14 protein-coding genes and 2 tRNA genes are annotated in these 16,824 nt (G+C 46.4%); 6 read left to right on the top strand and 10 right to left on the bottom strand.

All coding sequences use genetic code 11. From position 1 onward, the window contains the following. The 4 genes from ACTIE6_RS26450 to ACTIE6_RS26435 form a co-directional block, all read right to left on the bottom strand. On the bottom strand, positions 1-1,889 hold a 1,889-nt coding region (locus ACTIE6_RS26450; protein ID WP_439559487.1), incomplete at its 3' end, for an efflux RND transporter permease subunit. 35 nt (positions 1,890-1,924) lie between these two features. Then, positions 1,925-3,022 (bottom strand): efflux RND transporter periplasmic adaptor subunit, encoded by a 1,098-nt coding sequence (locus tag ACTIE6_RS26445; RefSeq protein WP_439559486.1) that lies wholly within the window; start codon positions 3,020-3,022, stop codon positions 1,925-1,927. A 142-nt stretch (positions 3,023-3,164) separates the two neighbouring features. Continuing rightward, positions 3,165-4,415, bottom strand: a complete 1,251-nt coding sequence (locus tag ACTIE6_RS26440; protein WP_439559485.1) for a chorismate-binding protein — start codon at positions 4,413-4,415, stop codon at positions 3,165-3,167. Positions 4,416-4,467: 52 nt separating this feature from the next. After that, a complete protein-coding gene (locus tag ACTIE6_RS26435; protein WP_439559484.1) occupies positions 4,468-4,893 on the bottom strand; it encodes a hotdog fold thioesterase in 426 nt (141 codons plus the stop codon). A gap of 85 nt (positions 4,894-4,978) precedes the next feature. Between ACTIE6_RS26435 and ACTIE6_RS26430 the strand changes: the two genes are divergently transcribed. The 4 genes from ACTIE6_RS26430 (at position 4,979) to ACTIE6_RS26415 (ending at position 8,427) form a co-directional block, all read left to right on the top strand. Further along, the gene (locus ACTIE6_RS26430; RefSeq protein WP_439559483.1) at positions 4,979-5,623 is read left to right on the top strand and encodes a histidine phosphatase family protein; all 645 of its coding nucleotides are present in this window, start codon (positions 4,979-4,981) and stop codon (positions 5,621-5,623) included. Between the two features lie 104 nt (positions 5,624-5,727). Then, a complete protein-coding gene (locus tag ACTIE6_RS26425; RefSeq protein WP_439559482.1) occupies positions 5,728-6,795 on the top strand; it encodes a sensor histidine kinase in 1,068 nt (355 codons plus the stop codon). 54 nt (positions 6,796-6,849) lie between these two features. Then, entirely contained in the window at positions 6,850-7,584 is a 735-nt protein-coding gene (locus ACTIE6_RS26420) for a LytR/AlgR family response regulator transcription factor (RefSeq protein ID WP_439559481.1), read from the top strand. 27 nt (positions 7,585-7,611) lie between these two features. Further along, positions 7,612-8,427 (top strand): DUF3298 domain-containing protein, encoded by an 816-nt coding sequence (locus ACTIE6_RS26415; protein WP_439559480.1) that lies wholly within the window; start codon positions 7,612-7,614, stop codon positions 8,425-8,427. A 5-nt stretch (positions 8,428-8,432) separates the two neighbouring features. Here the strand turns inward: ACTIE6_RS26415 and radC are convergent, their stop codons facing one another. From radC to ACTIE6_RS26395, 4 genes are all read right to left on the bottom strand, one after another. Beyond that, positions 8,433-9,140 carry a RadC family protein gene (radC, locus tag ACTIE6_RS26410; RefSeq protein ID WP_439559479.1) on the bottom strand — a complete coding sequence of 236 codons (708 nt, stop codon included), beginning with the start codon at positions 9,138-9,140 and terminating at the stop codon, positions 8,433-8,435. Positions 9,141-9,199: 59 nt separating this feature from the next. Continuing rightward, positions 9,200-10,684 (bottom strand): hypothetical protein, encoded by a 1,485-nt coding sequence (locus ACTIE6_RS26405; protein WP_439559478.1) that lies wholly within the window; start codon positions 10,682-10,684, stop codon positions 9,200-9,202. A 109-nt stretch (positions 10,685-10,793) separates the two neighbouring features. Further along, the gene (locus tag ACTIE6_RS26400; protein ID WP_056281650.1) at positions 10,794-11,540 is read right to left on the bottom strand and encodes a zinc ribbon domain-containing protein; all 747 of its coding nucleotides are present in this window, start codon (positions 11,538-11,540) and stop codon (positions 10,794-10,796) included. Between the two features lie 100 nt (positions 11,541-11,640). Then, the gene (locus tag ACTIE6_RS26395) at positions 11,641-12,741 is read right to left on the bottom strand and encodes a Nif3-like dinuclear metal center hexameric protein (RefSeq protein WP_439559477.1); all 1,101 of its coding nucleotides are present in this window, start codon (positions 12,739-12,741) and stop codon (positions 11,641-11,643) included. A gap of 160 nt (positions 12,742-12,901) precedes the next feature. On the opposite strand from ACTIE6_RS26395, the gene ACTIE6_RS26390 reads away from it, so the two are divergent. Next, positions 12,902-12,978: transfer RNA gene (locus ACTIE6_RS26390), tRNA-Asp, on the top strand. A gap of 30 nt (positions 12,979-13,008) precedes the next feature. Continuing rightward, positions 13,009-13,082 (top strand) — tRNA-Asp (locus ACTIE6_RS26385). Between the two features lie 345 nt (positions 13,083-13,427). On the opposite strand, the gene ACTIE6_RS26380 is transcribed toward ACTIE6_RS26385, so the two are convergent. Together ACTIE6_RS26380 and ACTIE6_RS26375 are read right to left on the bottom strand one after the other, a co-directional pair. Further along, positions 13,428-15,011: a RagB/SusD family nutrient uptake outer membrane protein gene (locus ACTIE6_RS26380; RefSeq protein ID WP_439559476.1), complete on the bottom strand. Its 1,584-nt coding sequence runs from the start codon at positions 15,009-15,011 to the stop codon at positions 13,428-13,430. A 12-nt stretch (positions 15,012-15,023) separates the two neighbouring features. Next, the coding region (locus ACTIE6_RS26375; protein WP_439559475.1) for a SusC/RagA family TonB-linked outer membrane protein at positions 15,024-16,824 on the bottom strand (1,801 nt) is incomplete at its 5' end.

Below are 16,824 nucleotides of genomic sequence, written 5' to 3'. Positions count from 1 at the left end.
GCAATATCATTCTGGCTCTTTTTGCGCTCGCCTGCCGGTACCAGACCAATACGGCCAGTGGCACTGTTAACACCGCCGCCGCCAAAGCCTGGCGTAGCTGAGAATGTAAATGCTTTTTCGGGGATTGAATCATTCAGGAAATTTCCCAGATCGTCAGAAATCTGCTGCATCTGGTCGAAACTGGTACCTTCTGGCGCGGAGAGATTAAAACGGATACTGTTCCTGTCTTCCATCGGCGCAAGCTCACTTTGCAGATTGGAGTAGGTAAACCATATCAAAACGCCGCAGATTGCCACCAAAGCCCAGGATAGCCAGCGCGCGCGCATAAAACCTTTCAGACTCCGATTGTAGCCATTTTCCATTCCCTCAAAAAACGGCTCAGTTTTGTTATAGAACCAACCGTGACCTGAGTTCTTTCTGTTCAAAAATACATTCAGCACCGGTGTGATTGTGAGGGAAACGAATGCAGAAATCAATACCGCGGAAGCTACCACAATACCAAATTCCCGGAAAAGGCTACCTACAAAACCTTCGAGAAAGATTACCGGCAGGAACACTACCGCGAGTGTCAGCGAAGTAGAGATTACCGCAAAGAAAATTTCCCGGCTTCCTTCCAATGCAGCCTGTCGGATCGGAAGTCCGCTTTCAAGCTTCCGGAAAATGTTTTCAGTTACTACAATACCATCGTCAACCACCAGACCAGTCGCCAGTACAATCCCGAGCAATGTCAGGATATTGATCGAGAAGCCGAACAGGTACATCACGAAAAACGTCGCTACGAGCGAGATCGGAATGTCGATCAGCGGGCGCACAGCCACCAGGAAATTCCGAAAGAAGAACAGGATTACGATTACAACCAGCGCAAATGCAATGAAGAGCGTTTCTTCTACTTCTTCAATAGACTGGCGAACAAGCCGCGTATTATCTATTAACACACTGAATGTGATGTCCGATTTGTTGGACTTCTGTATTTCTTCCAGTCTTTTGTTAAACTCGTCAGATATCTTCACATAGTTGGCACCTGGCTGCGGGATAACAGCCAGACCTACTGCGTAAACACCATTGTATTTCCAGCTTTGCTCTTCGTTTTCCGGGCCGAGCTCCACTTTTGCCACATTACCCAAACGAACGAGTCCCGCACTGTCATTTTTTATGACCAGATCATTAAAATCTTTTTCGCTGGTGAGCCGGCCCATTGTACGAATGGTCAATTCCGTATTGTTTCCGTAAATTTTACCAGCGGGAAGCTCCACGTTCTCAGCAGAGAGGGTAGCGGAGATATCATTGAAGGAAATGCCGTACGCGCTCATTTTATCGGGGTTGAGCCAAATGCGCATTGCGTACCTTTTCTGACCAAAAATATTGATCGCACTTACTCCGTCAATCGTCTGCAAACTTTGCTGCAATACGTTTTCCGCATATTCACTCAGTTCCAATAATCCTTTAGATGGACTTTGCACAGCCAGCAGGAGGATAAAGTCGCTGTTTGCATCTGCTTTGCTTACTACCGGCGGTGCGTCGATATCCTGGGGCAAGTTGCGTTGCGCCTGACTTACCTTGTCGCGCACGTCATTGGCTGCGCCTTCCAGGTCGGATTCGAGGTTGAATTCCACCGTGATATTACTGGACCCGATCTGGCTGGAAGAGCTGATACTTTTGATACCGGGAATACCATTAATGCTTTTTTCGAGCGGCTCGGTAATCTGGCTTTCGATAATGTCCGCATTCGCGCCGGTGTAGCTGGTCCGCACGTTTACGATCGGAGGATCGATGGCGGGATAGTCGCGGAGCGAGAGGAAGTTGTAACCTACCACACCAAAAAGGATGATGAGCAGGTTCATCACGAACGCTAGTACCGGCCGCTTTAATGATAGTTCCGAAATATTCATACGGTGGGTTTCAAGGGGATAGTCAATGTAAAACGTTACATCGTCGCAACTTTCAGGTTTCTAACACTTCTCACTTTCACAGGAGCATCGGGACGGGCGAACAATACACCCGAAACTACCACCGAGTCGCCAACATTCAATCCGCTGGTGACTTCCACTACATCCGCCAGGCGGTCGCCGGTTTCAACCGTAACAAATACGGCTTTACCACCTTTCACGGTAACTGCCTTTTTCCCCTGCGCCTCAGGTATGATACTGTTCGTAGGGATCAGTATGCTGCTTTTGTTTGAATTTGTTTTCAGGTAAACCTTTGCGAATGAGCCCGGACTTGTTGATCCTGAGTTTAAGACCGCGCGTACCGTGATATTCCGTGTCGACTGGTTAACCTGCGGCTCCGTGGCAATTATCCTTGCCGTTTCCTTTTTCCTGGAAGCCTGGTCGAGCAGTACTTCTACATTCTGACCTTTGCTAACGTATTTCTGGTAAGTTTCCGGAACTGTAAAATCAATGCGAAGATTGGAAAGCTGCTGCATTGTTGCGATCACGCTGGTAGGAGACACATAGGAGCCGGCGCTGACCTTCCTCAAACCGATAACCCCTGTAAATGGTGCTCTGACGATTGTTTTGTCAATAAGCGCCTGGGTGTACACCATATCTGCCTTGAAGCTGTTGACCTGGTTCAATGCCAGATCGTAATCTGCCTGGTTGATCCCGTTAATTGCTACCAGTTGCTTCAATCTTTTTTCAGTCGTCTCGGCAAGGTTGAGCTGGATCTTGATCTTGTCCAGCTGCGCCATCAGGTCTGCATTGTTTATCCTGGCGATCACCGTTCCTTTCTGTACCGTTTTTCCTTCGGGAACATCCAGGTAGGTGAGCAGCCCGCTTACTTCGGGGCGGAGTTCTGCAAATTCGTTTGCGACAATGGTGCCATTTACTTCCACCTGGTCACTTACCTTTTCCGATTTCGCGATGATCACGTCGACCGTAGTAGGTCCTCCGCCTCCTTTCTGCTGAAAAGTGTCTTTCTTTTCGCCACAGGAAAGGGCCATGAGAATCGTACCCGATATTGTTAAAATAGAGAGGGGAGTTATTCGAAAGCCGCCTGAGAAAACAGACTTTTTGTTATACTTCATAAGTTGGTAGAATCCGCAATTAAGGTTTAGGGGTGTTTCGGATCTGAAATATGCTTTTGGCAACAGTTTCAAAATTATATATTATATCTGAAACCGATTAGACTTTTACGTATTATAAAAGTTTAATTTGGAAAAATTAATTCTATAAAGTTTTTGCGATTACCCGCAGCAATGTATCGCATTTCAGCTCTGTTTCTTCCCATTCATGTTCCGGAATGGAGTCCTCGGTAATACCTGCGCCTGCGAAGAATGTTGCTTTCCCATTTTTAAACCGCACGGTCCTGAGATTTACAAAAAGGCTTGTATTTTCTCCTACCTGCGTTGGTCCCAGGAATCCACTGTAAAAGGACCTGTCATACCCTTCAATACTCAAAAGGAATTCCAGACTTGGTTTTTTGGGAACACCGCACACTGCCGAAGTAGGGTGAAGCAGCTTTAACATAACCGGGCCAAGCTCAGGGAAATTTACGGCCGCAGTATCTACTTCAAAATCCGTACGAAGATGATAGAGGTTCCCGGCCAGAACAGTTTTCGGTCCCGTTTCAAGATATTCTCTAAGTCTGATTTTCTTGAAACACTCGACAATGTACCTGCTCACGAGCGCGTGTTCCTCAATTTCCTTTTCGCCCCAGCGGATATCATATTTCGGGATCAGCTCGCCCGCCTGTGTTCTCGCTTTTTGCGTTCCTGCAAGCGACATGGTCTTGAAAAAACCGTTTGAATGCTGCTGTACCAGCAACTCGGGACTCGCGCCGAGCCACAGCTCTTTTTGCTCCGGCAGGTTTACAAGTGAGACAAATGCGTGCGGGTATACTTTGGCAAGTTCGCAGAATGCGCTCGCGGGCTGAAAATGCTTGGAGTAGCCAAGATCTTTTGTTCTTGACAAAACCACTTTCTTAAACTGATTCTGCCGGATCGCCGCTACTGCAAGCTCCACAGTGCGCTGGAAACGCATTTTGGCGTCCTCATTTTGCGAGGGTTCGAGTACGGGAGGGGGGCTGGCAGCAACATACTTCGTTTCATTTTGAGTTGCAGCAGACGCGAGCTCAACCAGCTTCTGAACCTCTACATGCTCTTCCCCCAACTTGTTTTCAACTGCATTGACCTGGTATGCATCCGAAAAAGTAACAACTATATCGCCTTCCATGAACTGTACATCCTGCCCGGCTTTCCAGTCAAAGGCTGCGATCATAAATCCTGCGGAAAGCTTGTCAAATTCTGGCTGTACCTTCTTTATTCCATTGTGGACAGCAATAAGCAATTTAATTTCACTGGCGTGAGGAAGCCGCCAGAGTGCGGCGGGGAATCCCATTTGTGTAGCAGCCGCCCATATCTGCTGAATTTGTAAACCTTCAAAGATTGAAAGTGCGGTGCGGTTTTCTACTGAAAGCATTTATTATGAAATATGTGTAAGTCGAACTTGTTTGATTTGATGCAAAATAAAGTCAGCGGTTTGCATTCACAATAGCGACCGTCAACCTGCTGATACACACGAGTTTGTTCTGATCGTTGGTAATCCTGATATCCCAGATATGCGTTGTCCTGCCTAAATGGATCGAGGTTACCTTGCCCGTAACGAAACCTTCCTTTACAGGCCGTAAATGGTTTGCATTGATCTCCAATCCGACTGCGTGCCGGTCGTCTGAATCCGGTATTACCAAAAACGAAGCGATACTGCCCAATGTTTCAGCAAGTACTACGGAAGCCCCTCCGTGGAGGATGCCAAATGGCTGGTGCGTGCGGCTGTCGACAGGCATTCGGGCTGTTATAAAGTCTGCGCCGATCTCGATGAATTCAATTCCAAGATGGTCGGCAATCGTGTTAATGCTGAACGATTTAAGTTGTTCTATTGTAACGGTTTTAACAAACATATCTAAAAAATATATAAATTTGTTAGTGCTTTAAAGCGCGTAAACAAGGTATTTGTAAAAATAATATTCAAATAGTCCTATTACTTTGAAAAGAAAATCTATATACCTCATTCGTCACGGTGAAACAGATCTTAACCGCCGTGGAGTGGTACAAGGCAGCGGGGTTGACTCCCTGCTTAACGAATGGGGAGAAGCTCAGGCAGCGGCTTTCTTCAATGCATATCAACATATTCCTTTTGACAAAATATATACCTCTGATTTAAAGCGAACACACCAGACTGTCCGCGGGTTCATCAAGTTGGGCATACCCCACGAAAGTTACCCGGGCCTCAATGAAATCTCCTGGGGAGTACGCGAGGGGCGGGAGCCGAACACGGGTGATAACAATTATTACAGAGAGCTGGTAACTGCCTGGCGGAATGGAGAAATCAACCTTGCCGCTGAGGAAGGTGAAAGCCCCGTGCAGGTAAGAGAACGCCAGATTCCGGTGATTGAAACCATTCTCTCGCGGCCGCACGAGCGCAATATCCTGATTGCAATGCACGGTCGCGCAATGCGCGTGCTGCTTACAACACTTTTTGAGCAGCCGCTGGTGAGAATGGACGACTATGAACATAGCAATTTGTGTCTCTACAAAGTCAATTATTCCTACGATACCCAGAAGTTTGAATTGGAAGTTCGCAACGATATCACGCACCTTCTTTCCCTCGAAATTCCACAAACCATTTAAAAGCCGTTTGTGTAGGTTCGTTTCCTTTGATGTATTTATACGGCAACCCACATTCCGTGTAAATACATTTGTTATTTTCGGGGCAATCAACGCGCTACTATTACATGTCCAAAAAACGAACTTACTGGACTCTTCAGGTCCTCGGATGGACACTACTGATCATGTTCGAATATGTACCCTACGTACTCGAATATGGTTTTGAAATCGGCGAATTTTATACTGCCCTGGCCAATATTCTGCTGGGGATCGTGCTTACCCACGTTTACCGGCTCGTGATCCGTAAATGGAACTGGTCGTCCCTTCCATTGCCGCGTCTCGCTTTGCGTGTGGTTGGTTCGGTACTGTGGCTCGGGCTGATTATGGCGATGATCAACCAACCCATGGACCGGGAAATGCTGGAACATAACCTGCTCAATCAGCCACTTGTTTTCTGGAGTTATTATGCAAACTGGTGTAAGAACCTGCTAGCGTGGATATTATCCTACACGGTTTATCATTATGTAGAGCAAAACCGCCTAGCAAGCTATGAAAAGATCATGCTGAAAATGTCGGCCCGGGAGGCCGAGGCGAAAGTGTTGCGATCGCAGCTGAATCCGCATTTTACATTCAATGCACTGAACAGCATACGCGCGCTGGTGTATGAAGATCCTTCCAAAGCACAGCTCAGTATTACTCAGCTTTCTAATATTCTCAGGAATTCACTGTTGGCGGACAGGAGAAAAACGGTCGACCTTCAGGAAGAGCTGCGCACAGTAGAAGATTATCTTGAACTCGAAAAAGTACGCTACGAAGACAGGCTGCGCTACACGATCAAAGCCAATGCGCAGGCTGTTTACTGGCAGGTACCTCCTATGATGCTGCAGACGCTGGTAGAAAACGGCATCAAGCACGGCGTATCAAAGGAGGTTGGAGGTGGTTTTATCGATGTTAAAGCAGAGATTGCTAACGATGTGCTGGCGATCAATATATATAATTCGGGTAACCTGGGAACTACTGAATCTGGTGGGGTTGGTCTAAAAAACACAGCTGAGCGGCTCTCTATCCTTTACGGAAAGGCTGCTACTTTCAGGATTTATCAATGCGAAGACAATGTAGTTTGTTCGGAAGTTAAAATTCCAATGCTATCGGAGAACGTGATGATGGTGGGGCAGGAGTCGGGCGCGGGCAACTAAGAGGCAATGTTCTAAATTCTATATAATACTAACTAATTCCCCAACTTATCTGCCATGAGAACCTTGATTGTTGACGACGAACGCCTTGCGAGAAATGAACTGAAACGTTTGCTTGAACCCTACACCAAGATCGAGATCGTAGGCGAAGCTGCGAATGCGGATGAAGCCCTGGTACTGATTGATGAATTGCAGCCTGAATTGCTGTTTCTGGATATTCAGATGCCCGGCCGGAACGGATTTGAGTTACTCTCCTCCATTGAAGGTAAAACGCCGGAAGTGATTTTTACAACCGCTTACGATGAATACGCGATCAAAGCTTTTGAGTACAATGCGCTTGATTACCTGCTTAAACCAATCGATAACGAGCGTTTAAAAGATACCATTCACAGGATCGAGGAAAACCAGGCAATGCCGGAAGCACCTGCTCCAAGCCATGAGCGTGCCGAGAAAGTACTGGGTGGAAACGACCAGGTATTTGTGAAAGACGGAGAAAAATGCTGGTTTGTCAAGCTGGGCAAAATTCGTCTGTTTGAGTCAATGGGCAACTACGTACGGTTGCATTTTGATGACCAGAAACCGCTGGTGCTTAAATCGCTCAACAACCTCGAAGAGAGGCTGGATCCGAATACTTATTTCAGGGCTAACCGCAAACATATTATCAACCTGGGCTGGATCGAGAAAATTGAACCCTGGTTCAGCGGCGGCTTGCTGGTAACCCTGCAGGGCGGTGATAAAATCGAAATTTCGCGCCGGCAGGCAATTCGTTTTAAAGAATTAATGAATTTATAAAATCTTAACTACCGACTTAGACTGCGCATGAAAAAACAGGCTCTGGTACTTCTCTTTGCAGCGGCTTTGCTTTACGGCTGTAACCCTTCTGCCAAAAATGAAAATGTGGATGATCGCAACGGACTTTCGCAAGGCCAGATAAGAATGGCGACTTTCGGAAAATGCGATACTGCTGCGAATGGAAAGGGCGTGAGCGTAAAAGTCGAGGTCTGGGAGCCGGCAGACTCAACTGAGGTTGCTTCTGAGATCCGGAACCTTATCGCAGCCAAACTGATCGACAGGGTCAACCAGCATGGTGACTCGGCCAGTATCGCCGCTAACCGCGCAGCCGGAACAACGCTGGAAGGGGCATTCAATGTGTTTCAGCGCAACTACAATGATTTCAAAAAGGATTTTCCCGATGCACCTGGCTGCTGGGAAGTGGGCCTGAAAGGTGACACCGTAATGGTAACTCCCAAAGTTCTTTTTTACCAACTTGACCATTATTCATTTACCGGCGGTGCGCATCCAAATACCTTCCGCTCATTCCACGCATTTGATGCTACAAATGGCGCAGAAGTCGAAATGAAAAAGTTTGTTGCCGACTCCACTGCATTGTTACAGCTGGTGGAGCGGCATTTCCGGAAAACAGAGAAACTTACTTCCGATATTGACCTGGAAGAAGCCGGGTATTTTCTCCTGAACCACCAGTTTGTACTACCAGTTAACTACGTTTTTACGCCGAAAGGGGTTTTATTTTACTATAATCCTTATGAGATCGCTGCTTATGCGCGTGGTGCAATCCAGTTTACGATCAGTTACGAAGAACTCGGCGACATAATCAGGAAGAAAGAGGTAATGTAATTTCCTTACATTTCGCCCGAATCCAGGAAGCTGTAAAAACCGTTGTCGGTAAATATCATGTGATCTAGAATGGGAATGTCCAGCAATAGTCCGGCTTCCTTGATCTGATTGGTAAGCATTTTGTCCTGAAGACTTGGTATCAGCTGACCGGAAGGATGGTTGTGGACGAGGATCACCGCGCTGGCCAGGTAGTCGATTGCGAGCTTAAAAATCAGCTTGACATCCACAGCTACTCCCGAAACTCCGCCTACACTCACTGGCAAAGCGCGCGTCACCTCGTTTCCACGATTAAGAAGCAAGATCCAGAATTCTTCGTTTGGTTTGTCAAGCAAGTACTGCCGCATTTCCTCGTAAACCGAATCTGAACCCATAATCTTTCGTTTTCGTGTGGGCATGATATCACTTCTTCGGCGGCCAAGTTCGAGCGCTGCCACAATGGAGATAGCCTTTGCTTTCCCCATTCCCCGGTACTTCATGAAAGTCTTGTAGTCCAGCTTGGCAAGTTCGTGAATGCTGTTGCCGACACTCGCCATTATGATTTTTGCGAGGTCGACAGCCGAAGTTTCCGGTGTGCCGGAACAAATGAGAATGGCGATTAACTCGGCGTCGGTTAAGGCTGCGCGGCCTTTTAGCATTAATTTTTCACGTGGTTTATCTTCTTCGGACCAGCTGTGAATGCATCTTGGATTGTCTGACTTTGGTTTTCTGGACATTGGGATCAAATTCGGAACCTACTTGTCTTTTAGACGTTCGGTCTTTCATTTGGTCACATTTATTGTCCCAATTCTGTCAAAGCGGCTCTGGCTTTATTATCTATGCTGTTCTTGTACTCGTGTTTTTTGAAAGACATTGCCTTCTTAAAGTAGTTTGCCGCTTGCTGTTTTTCTTTTTTCTCTATGTAAATATAGCCCAGCTGTAAAGCAGCAGATGCACCCAAGCCAGGGCTTACAGATTGACTTAGCAGCAGGCAGCGCTCGTAATAAGGCACTGCGCCTGCATTTTGCCCCATTTTGTGCAGTATGCGTGCTTTCCTGTAATTAAACTCTGTCTTTTCGGCGATAGCTGTAAAGTTGTTTTCCGAAAGATTTTGGATGATCGCCCAGGCTTTGGACAGGAAACCTCCGTCAGTTGCGTAGCGCGCCTGATAAAGCGTTTTTTGTTGCGCACTGATTTTGCCTGCCAAAAATTCTTTGGCAGTTCGTTCCGCTAGCTGATCAGCTTCTACGATCATCTCTCCCGATGCGCTTATTTTTTTGATAAACACATTTGCTTCGGCATCTTTCCCTGCAAGCCAGCGACACATGAAGAGTTTAAAATAAGCGTCCTTGATATAATTGAAACCGCGGTATTGTTTTTGGAACGAAAGGTAGTGTTCGGCCGCCGCGTCATAATTGCCTCTTTGCAGCTCGATTTCACCTTTGAGGTATTTTAGAAATGGGAAGCTGACATAAGCTTCGCCACCAGGCGCTTCATTCAGAAAAACGACCGCTTCTTCGCTACGGTTTTCTTTCATTAAAACGGTTGTAGCAAAAAAATGGAGCAGGAGATTGTCAGGCTGTTCAATGGGCCATTTTCGAATGCGCTTTTGTTGCTCGGACGAAAGTTTCAGCGTGTAGGCATGTAACAGCAAATCCACCAGCTCTGCCTCCTGGCGAAAAAAAGGCTCTTCCTGCTGTACTATCCTCATTTCACGGATCCCAGCCTGGATGTTACCCTTTAAGCCGAGTACCCGCGTTACCCAGGCATAATTATCAGGGATTGATCCGATCAGTACGTGCAACAGGCCCAGCGACTTTAAAGTCGGGATGAAGTCGGGAAATTTCCTGCGGTTCTCTTCAAGCAGTTTATATGCTTTGATGATCTCCCACGCGCCGCTCGCCTGATCACCAAATTTCAATTTGGCAAATGCCCAATGCAGCCGTATCTCTGCAAGCAGGAAGCGTTTGTATGGCGATTGGTCTGAAAGCTGTGAAACCATATCCAGTCGCCCACTCTCTAATGCGAGCAGCTTTTTGTATGCAACCCGATCCTCCGAGATCAGCAGGTAATGCAGATCGGCGTAGTTATCGAGATAAGGGATAAATACGTTACTTGCCTGCTCTGCACGCTCTGCATCTATCAGTTTTCGTGCGTTCGGCAGCCGAAGCTTCTGAATCTCAAAATAGGCTTTTTGCAATCTGGGTGTGAAATCAACATCGGTCATCGTAATCTCTGCCTGTACATAACCTGGGAGGATCAGGACAAATAACAATAGCATGCTAAATAAGCATTGCTTCTTGGTGACCAGCATTTTGATTGAATTGCACATAGAAGACATAAAAAAAGGTTGTCTGAAGAGACAACCTTTTCATTCACTTTAATGATTATTACCGGCGCTGGTGAACTGGCTCAACGCTTTCCACATCAGCCAATATGCGGCCGCAGTGTTCGCAGACAATCAGTTTTTTACGTTCACGGATATCAGCCTGGCGTTGTGGTGGGACAATGCTGAAACAGCCTCCGCAGGCGCCACGTGATACGTGAACTACCGCAAGTCCGTTCATCGAATTGTCACGGATTTTCTGATAAGATTTAAGCAGGCGATCTTCAATCTTTTTCACGTGCTTTTCTCTTTCCGAGATCAGTCCTTTTTCTTCTGCTTCACTTTCGCTTGTGATTACTGAAAGTTCACCTTTTTTCGCTTTCAGATCTTCGTTTCTTTCATTCAAAACAGATTCAGCACGATTTGCATCCTCTTCAATCAGGCGGATACGGGCACGGGCTTCATTGATTTTCTTATCAGCCAGCTGCATATCCAGTTCCTGAAGTTCTACTTCTTTAGTGATAGCATCGTACTCGCGGTTATTGCGGACGTTCATCTGCTGATCTTTATATTTCTTGATCAGCTTTTCACCTTCTTTTTGTGCATTCTTGAAATTGTCAATCTCGTTGTTAAGATTAGCGATTTCACTTTTAAATTTTGCTAAGCGGGTCTCAAAACCGATAATCTCGTCTTCCAGATCTCTTACTTCTTCGGGAAGGTCGCCGCGTGTTTTTCGTATTTCGTCAAGGCTTGAATCAATTTCCTGCAGTTTCAGGAGAGCATCTAATTTCTGTGCGATTGTGTTTTCCATGTATGTCTTTTATGGACTTGTTTCAATGCGTAATAAGTGAAGGCAGTATGCCGAAGATTCTCAATAATTAATCAGAAAATATTCTTGATGAAATTACTTTCTATACAAAATATCGAACTGGATTGGTATTGACCTCTGACAAACAGACTGCAAAATTAGGAAATTTTCCGGACAAATAGTTATATAGTAAATTTTTAGTATATACTTCGCTCTCGTAGTGTCCGATGTCACAGATCATTATCCTGCGCTCAGCGTCGAAAAATTCGTGATATTTATAGTCGGCGGTTACAAATACGTCTGCTTTCGCCCGGATTGCATCCTTCAATAAAAAACTCCCGGCTCCCCCGCAAACCGCCACTTTCTGGACAGTATGAGAGCTAGTCGGAGTGAATTTGATCATCGGGAGCTGCATCCTATCTTTCAGGAAGCTGAGGAAAACATGGAGCGGCATTGGCTCGGGTAAAGAGCCGATTGCGCCCGCGCCAACTTCCTGATTGAGATTTTCAAGTGAGGTGAGGTAATATGCCACTTCCTCATAAGGATGCACATTGCGAAGTACCTGAAGTATTTTGCTTTGTAAGTAGGTCGGGAACATGACTTCTACCCTGTGCTCTTTTACTTCTTCGAGTTGGCCGTTTGTGCCAATTACAGGATTAGCCTGTTCACCGGGCAGAAATGTACCTGTCCCTTCTGCTCTGAAGCTGCAGTTTTTATAATCGCCAATCTGACCCGCCCCGGCAGCAAACAATGCGTCAAGAATTGACTGCGTGTTTGCTACGGGTGTGAAAAATGCAAGCTTGGTAAGTAGCTGCGCCTTGGGTGCTAGCACTTTCAGGTCAGTTAACCCCAGTCTTTCAGCGATTTGCCAGTTTACTCCGCCTGGTACGTGGTCCAGATTGGTGTGCGTAGCATAAATGGCAATGTCATTTTTAATTGCTTTAATAACAGTGCGCTCCACATAATCAGACCCATTTAATTTCTTTAATCCTTTGAAAACAATAGGGTGGTGGGCCACAATGAGGTTGCATTGTTTAGCTATTGCTTCGTCGATTACTTCCTCAGTGACGTCAAGTGTAAGCATTACGCCCCTCGCAGTTACTTCTGCTGATCCTACGATCAGACCGGCATTGTCATATCCTTCCTGGTACGAGAGAGGAGCCAGGTTTTCCAGCTCCCGGATAACATCCTTTATATATATCATTTTTGATCCAAATACAACTATTTCATTCTCAGAATATTCCTTTAAATCGAATTATTCTTTTGCAAATAAAATAACTAAATTGAAGTCTCAGCTATTGTAAACAATAATAATAATACTAGTTTTGCACCACGTTTTTCAGGAAAGCACTGGAAAATAGCCTGGTTTGGTAGTTCAGTTGGTTAGAATACATGCCTGTCACGCATGGGGTCGCGGGTTCGAGTCCCGTCCAGACCGCCAGAAAGTTTTAAGTTTAGTTCTTTAAGTATTGGTTTGGTAGTTCAGTTGGTTAGAATACATGCCTGTCACGCATGGGGTCGCGGGTTCGAGTCCCGTCCAGACCGCAGAAAAGCTCAGAGAAATCTGGGCTTTTTGCTTTTTAGCCCGGTTCGAGTCCATCTGGTAGCGCAACCCCAGAGCGCCAGAAGTTTTTGAAAGTTTAGTTCTTTAAGTATTGGTTTGGTAGTTCAGTTGGTTAGAATCCATGCCCGGGCCGCGCAGGCTGTCACGCATGCGTGGGCCGCACAGGCTCGCAGACTTACGCAGCCCGGTTCGAGTCCCGCCGGGAGGCCGTACCCCCAGACCGCAAGAAAGCTCAGAGAAATCTGAGCTTTCTTGCATTTTACAGCTATGAAAAAGCCGGCTTTCGAAGGAAAGCCGGCTTGCTGATCAAGTAGGGTCACGTAAAACTAGTACCCCGGATTTTGTTCCATACTTGGGTTGCCTTCCATTTCTCTTGCGGGAATGGGCCAGAGGTAATCTTTGGCTTTAAAGGTGCGGGTTTCTACATTAACCGGCTTTTTGGTTCTCGGGTCGATGGCGCCTTCCACAACACCATTCATTACCTTTTCTCCAATCTTCCATCTGCGGATATCAAATAGCCGGCTTCCTTCAAACGCCATTTCAACGCGTCGCTCGCGCTGGTATAACTCACGCATTTTAGCCTCATTGTTATACACTTTTATATCCACATTCGGCATCTTTGCCCTGTTCCGAATCGCATTCAGATACTTGACTACGTCCGGGTGGTTCCATTGGCCGCTTTCCACAAGGGCCTCTACGTACATCAAAAGCAAGTCTCCGTAGCGATAAACCATATAGTCCAGCGAGCCGCGTCCACGGCCTTTATCAGCCATATCAACATACTTCCGTAACCAATAACCGGTTTTTGAAGAATAATTAGCTGCCAAACGGTTCGGGTTGTTGGGTGAATCGTCCCACGGATTTAAGTCACCGTAAAAGGTGGAGCCCGGATAGGCGATGGTCAGTTCCAGTCTCGGATCACGGTTTGAGTGGAAATTAGGATTAAGCTTATAAATCGCCGCACTGTCGGGAGAGAGTTCGGCAAGTGTTTTTCCCTGCTTGGTTTCGTAAGTGTTGACCAGCGAACCTGTGGGATTCAGGCACGCATTCCCGCCTAAATAGCCCGGTGCGCTCCTGTAAAAGGTATCATCATTTCCCGATTGCCGGATAAAAATCCGCTCTTCGTTTACCTGACCTTCATAATTAAAAAGTGATGCGTAGCTGGGATGCAGCTTGTACAGGTTTAGGTCAATCACCTGCTTTGCGGCGCTGGCTGCTTCGGCGTACTGGTGATTGTTGAGGAATGCCACTGTCTGCATGGTATAACAAGCCCCTTTGCTCACCCGACGGATATCGTTGACCGCGTAAACCGTCGGTAGGTCCGCTGCCGCTGCATTCAATTCAGCTACTACAAAATCAACAACTTCCTGGCGCGTATTTTTCTTCAGATCGGTTTCAGTTGGCAATACAACGTCAGTCACAATGGGGATATCACCGTAGTACAGCATCAGATCAAGGTGGAACCAGGCGCGTAAGGCGCGGGCTTCTGCGAAATACCGCTTTTTAAGATTTGGCTCAATCAGCGCTTTTCCTGCATGTTCAAGAAAACGGTTAGCTCTTCGGATAGCGGTATAATTCTCCTGCCAAACCGGCTGAATAGCAGCCCATTCAGTTGCGCGCATTTGCGAGTTGGCATTACCCAGTGCTACAATATTGACCTCACCGAAAAAGTTAGCGTACCAAACCGCATTGTCTGTCATACCCTCAAAAGTAATGCGGGTGTTGTTCTGGTACCTGAACCCGCCGGTGGGTACCTGGTCGTACAGAATATTAAGCGCAGTATTTATCTCGCCCTCGGTGTTCCAGAAGTTTTCATCTGTTGTTGCAGTAGGATGGTCTCTTGTCAAAAATTCCTCAGCACAGGATGAGAGTAACAATGCGGACAATGTAAGAGTTAGTAATTTTTTCATAAGATCGTGAGTCTAGAATTTTACATTCAAACCAACTGTAAACACTTTCATTAATGGGTAGTTGGCTTCGCTTCCCCGCGTTTCAGGGTCAAAATATTTCATCTTGCTCAGTGTAATCGCGTTTTGGGCATTGACAAAAACCCGCAGGTTGGTAAGCTTGATTTTCTTGATTAATTCGGGATCAAAGTTGTAGCCCAGCTGAATGTATTTGATCCGTAAAAAACCCGCATTGGTGAGCCAGTAATCGGAAGGAAGTGCATTGTTGCCCGGCGCAGGCGACAGTCTCGGGAACATCGCATCGGGGTTTTCGGGTGTCCAGTAATCTGTTTGATACTGCATCGGTGTCCCTCCGTCGAAATTTGAAGTTACATTCAGGACAGTCTGGTACCTGCCGGTATAGTAGGCAAGACTTTTTGTAAAACCATTCAACTGGGTTTCGAGGCTGAAACGCTTATACACAAAGTTTAAATTGGCAAAGTAGCTTCCCTGTGGATTCGGGTTTCCCATGATCTGCTTATCTTCCTTATCTATGTTTCCATCTGCATTAACATCCAGGTATTTGATATCGCCAATCTGTTGACCTGGCAGAAGTGGTATGCCGGATTCAATGTCAGCCTGGGTAAGAAGTCCGTCGGTTTTGTGCAGATAGTAGCTGTTGATCGGCTTGCCGACTGCATTAATTTCCAGCCCGCTAGAACTGACATACGGACCACCGCGCAGAGACAGGATTTTATTATTGTAATAAGAAAAACCGGCGCTTCCGCTGATCTCAAAATCTTTGCCCAGGGCTTTGGAATAGTTGAACATGAATTCCCAACCTTTGTTCGAAACCGAACCTGAATTGACTGGCAATGAATTAACGCCCGACGATAGTGACAATGGCGGGGAAAGAAGAATGTCGTCCGTTGTTTTACTGAACCAGTCAATGGTAATGCCGAGGTTGTCAAATAGGCGGATATCTGTACCTATATCAAGCATTTTAACGGTTTCCCAGGTTATTTCCGGGTTACCAATCGTCGTTTCCACTCCATTTCCTCCGTCGATAAGGCTTTGATAACGGTACCTTTCCACATTTCCATTGTTACCCATTAATCCATAAGATGCGCGGAGCTTGAAGCTGGTCAGGAAATCGACGTCTTTGAGGAAGTTTTCATTATGAACATTCCATCCCAAGGCAACCGAAGGGAAGGTACCCCATTTTCTGTTCGGGCCAAATTTGGAAGATCCGTCGGCGCGAACGGTACTTTCAAGCAGGAACCTGTTGTCAAATACATAGTTGAATTTGACAAAATAGGAAGCGAGTGTCATCTGATCAAAGTTGGACGGGTTATCCGCTTCCCTGGACAAACCGGCTATCGCGTAAACGAAGTGTTTTCCGTAGGTCTGTGAGAATTCAAGATTGGAGGCCAGGTAATTATAAGTGCTTCTTCCGACGCTGGAACCTTTCGAGTTACCGTAAGTAAATACCAGGTTTCCCGTGTAGTAATCTAAAAAGTTGTACGAGTTACGGTTGTCGAGATAACCATTTGAATTGATGCGGTAGAGGTATTGGCCCCGGATTTTTAACTCGGGCGTAATCTGCCAGGTGGGTTGAAAATTGATGTTGATCTGATCAGACTTATTCTGTGCATAGCCGCCTCTTTCCAGTTCCGCGATCGGGTTCATCATTTCACCGAAATTCCCATAAGCCTGGTACCCATTGTCTTTGAGCGGATATTTAGGAACAATGTTCGGAGGGGTTGAGTAGACCAAATGCAGCGAGTTACCAAAACGTACCAGTTCAGACCTGTTTCTGCCACGATTTGCTACCAGG

Source organism: Dyadobacter sp. (assembly GCF_051859145.1).
Lineage (GTDB): Bacteria > Bacteroidota > Bacteroidia > Cytophagales > Spirosomataceae > Dyadobacter.
This window is presented reverse-complemented; position numbering and strand designations above follow the sequence as displayed.

What these genes read in the sequence shown, in the direction of transcription:
- ACTIE6_RS26400 (WP_056281650.1), bottom strand. Translation starts at nt 11,540, where the DNA reads ATGGAAAACACAATCGCACAGAAATTAGATGCTCTCCTGAAACTGCAG.
- ACTIE6_RS26425 (WP_439559482.1), top strand. Translation starts at nt 5,728, where the DNA reads ATGTCCAAAAAACGAACTTACTGGACTCTTCAGGTCCTCGGATGGACA.
- ACTIE6_RS26445 (WP_439559486.1), bottom strand. Translation starts at nt 3,022, where the DNA reads ATGAAGTATAACAAAAAGTCTGTTTTCTCAGGCGGCTTTCGAATAACT.
- ACTIE6_RS26380 (WP_439559476.1), bottom strand. Translation starts at nt 15,011, where the DNA reads ATGAAAAAATTACTAACTCTTACATTGTCCGCATTGTTACTCTCATCC.
- ACTIE6_RS26395 (WP_439559477.1), bottom strand. Translation starts at nt 12,741, where the DNA reads ATGATATATATAAAGGATGTTATCCGGGAGCTGGAAAACCTGGCTCCT.
- radC (WP_439559479.1), bottom strand. Translation starts at nt 9,140, where the DNA reads ATGTCCAGAAAACCAAAGTCAGACAATCCAAGATGCATTCACAGCTGG.
- ACTIE6_RS26435 (WP_439559484.1), bottom strand. Translation starts at nt 4,893, where the DNA reads ATGTTTGTTAAAACCGTTACAATAGAACAACTTAAATCGTTCAGCATT.
- ACTIE6_RS26405 (WP_439559478.1), bottom strand. Translation starts at nt 10,684, where the DNA reads ATGCTATTGTTATTTGTCCTGATCCTCCCAGGTTATGTACAGGCAGAG.
- ACTIE6_RS26420 (WP_439559481.1), top strand. Translation starts at nt 6,850, where the DNA reads ATGAGAACCTTGATTGTTGACGACGAACGCCTTGCGAGAAATGAACTG.
- ACTIE6_RS26415 (WP_439559480.1), top strand. Translation starts at nt 7,612, where the DNA reads ATGAAAAAACAGGCTCTGGTACTTCTCTTTGCAGCGGCTTTGCTTTAC.
- ACTIE6_RS26440 (WP_439559485.1), bottom strand. Translation starts at nt 4,415, where the DNA reads ATGCTTTCAGTAGAAAACCGCACCGCACTTTCAATCTTTGAAGGTTTA.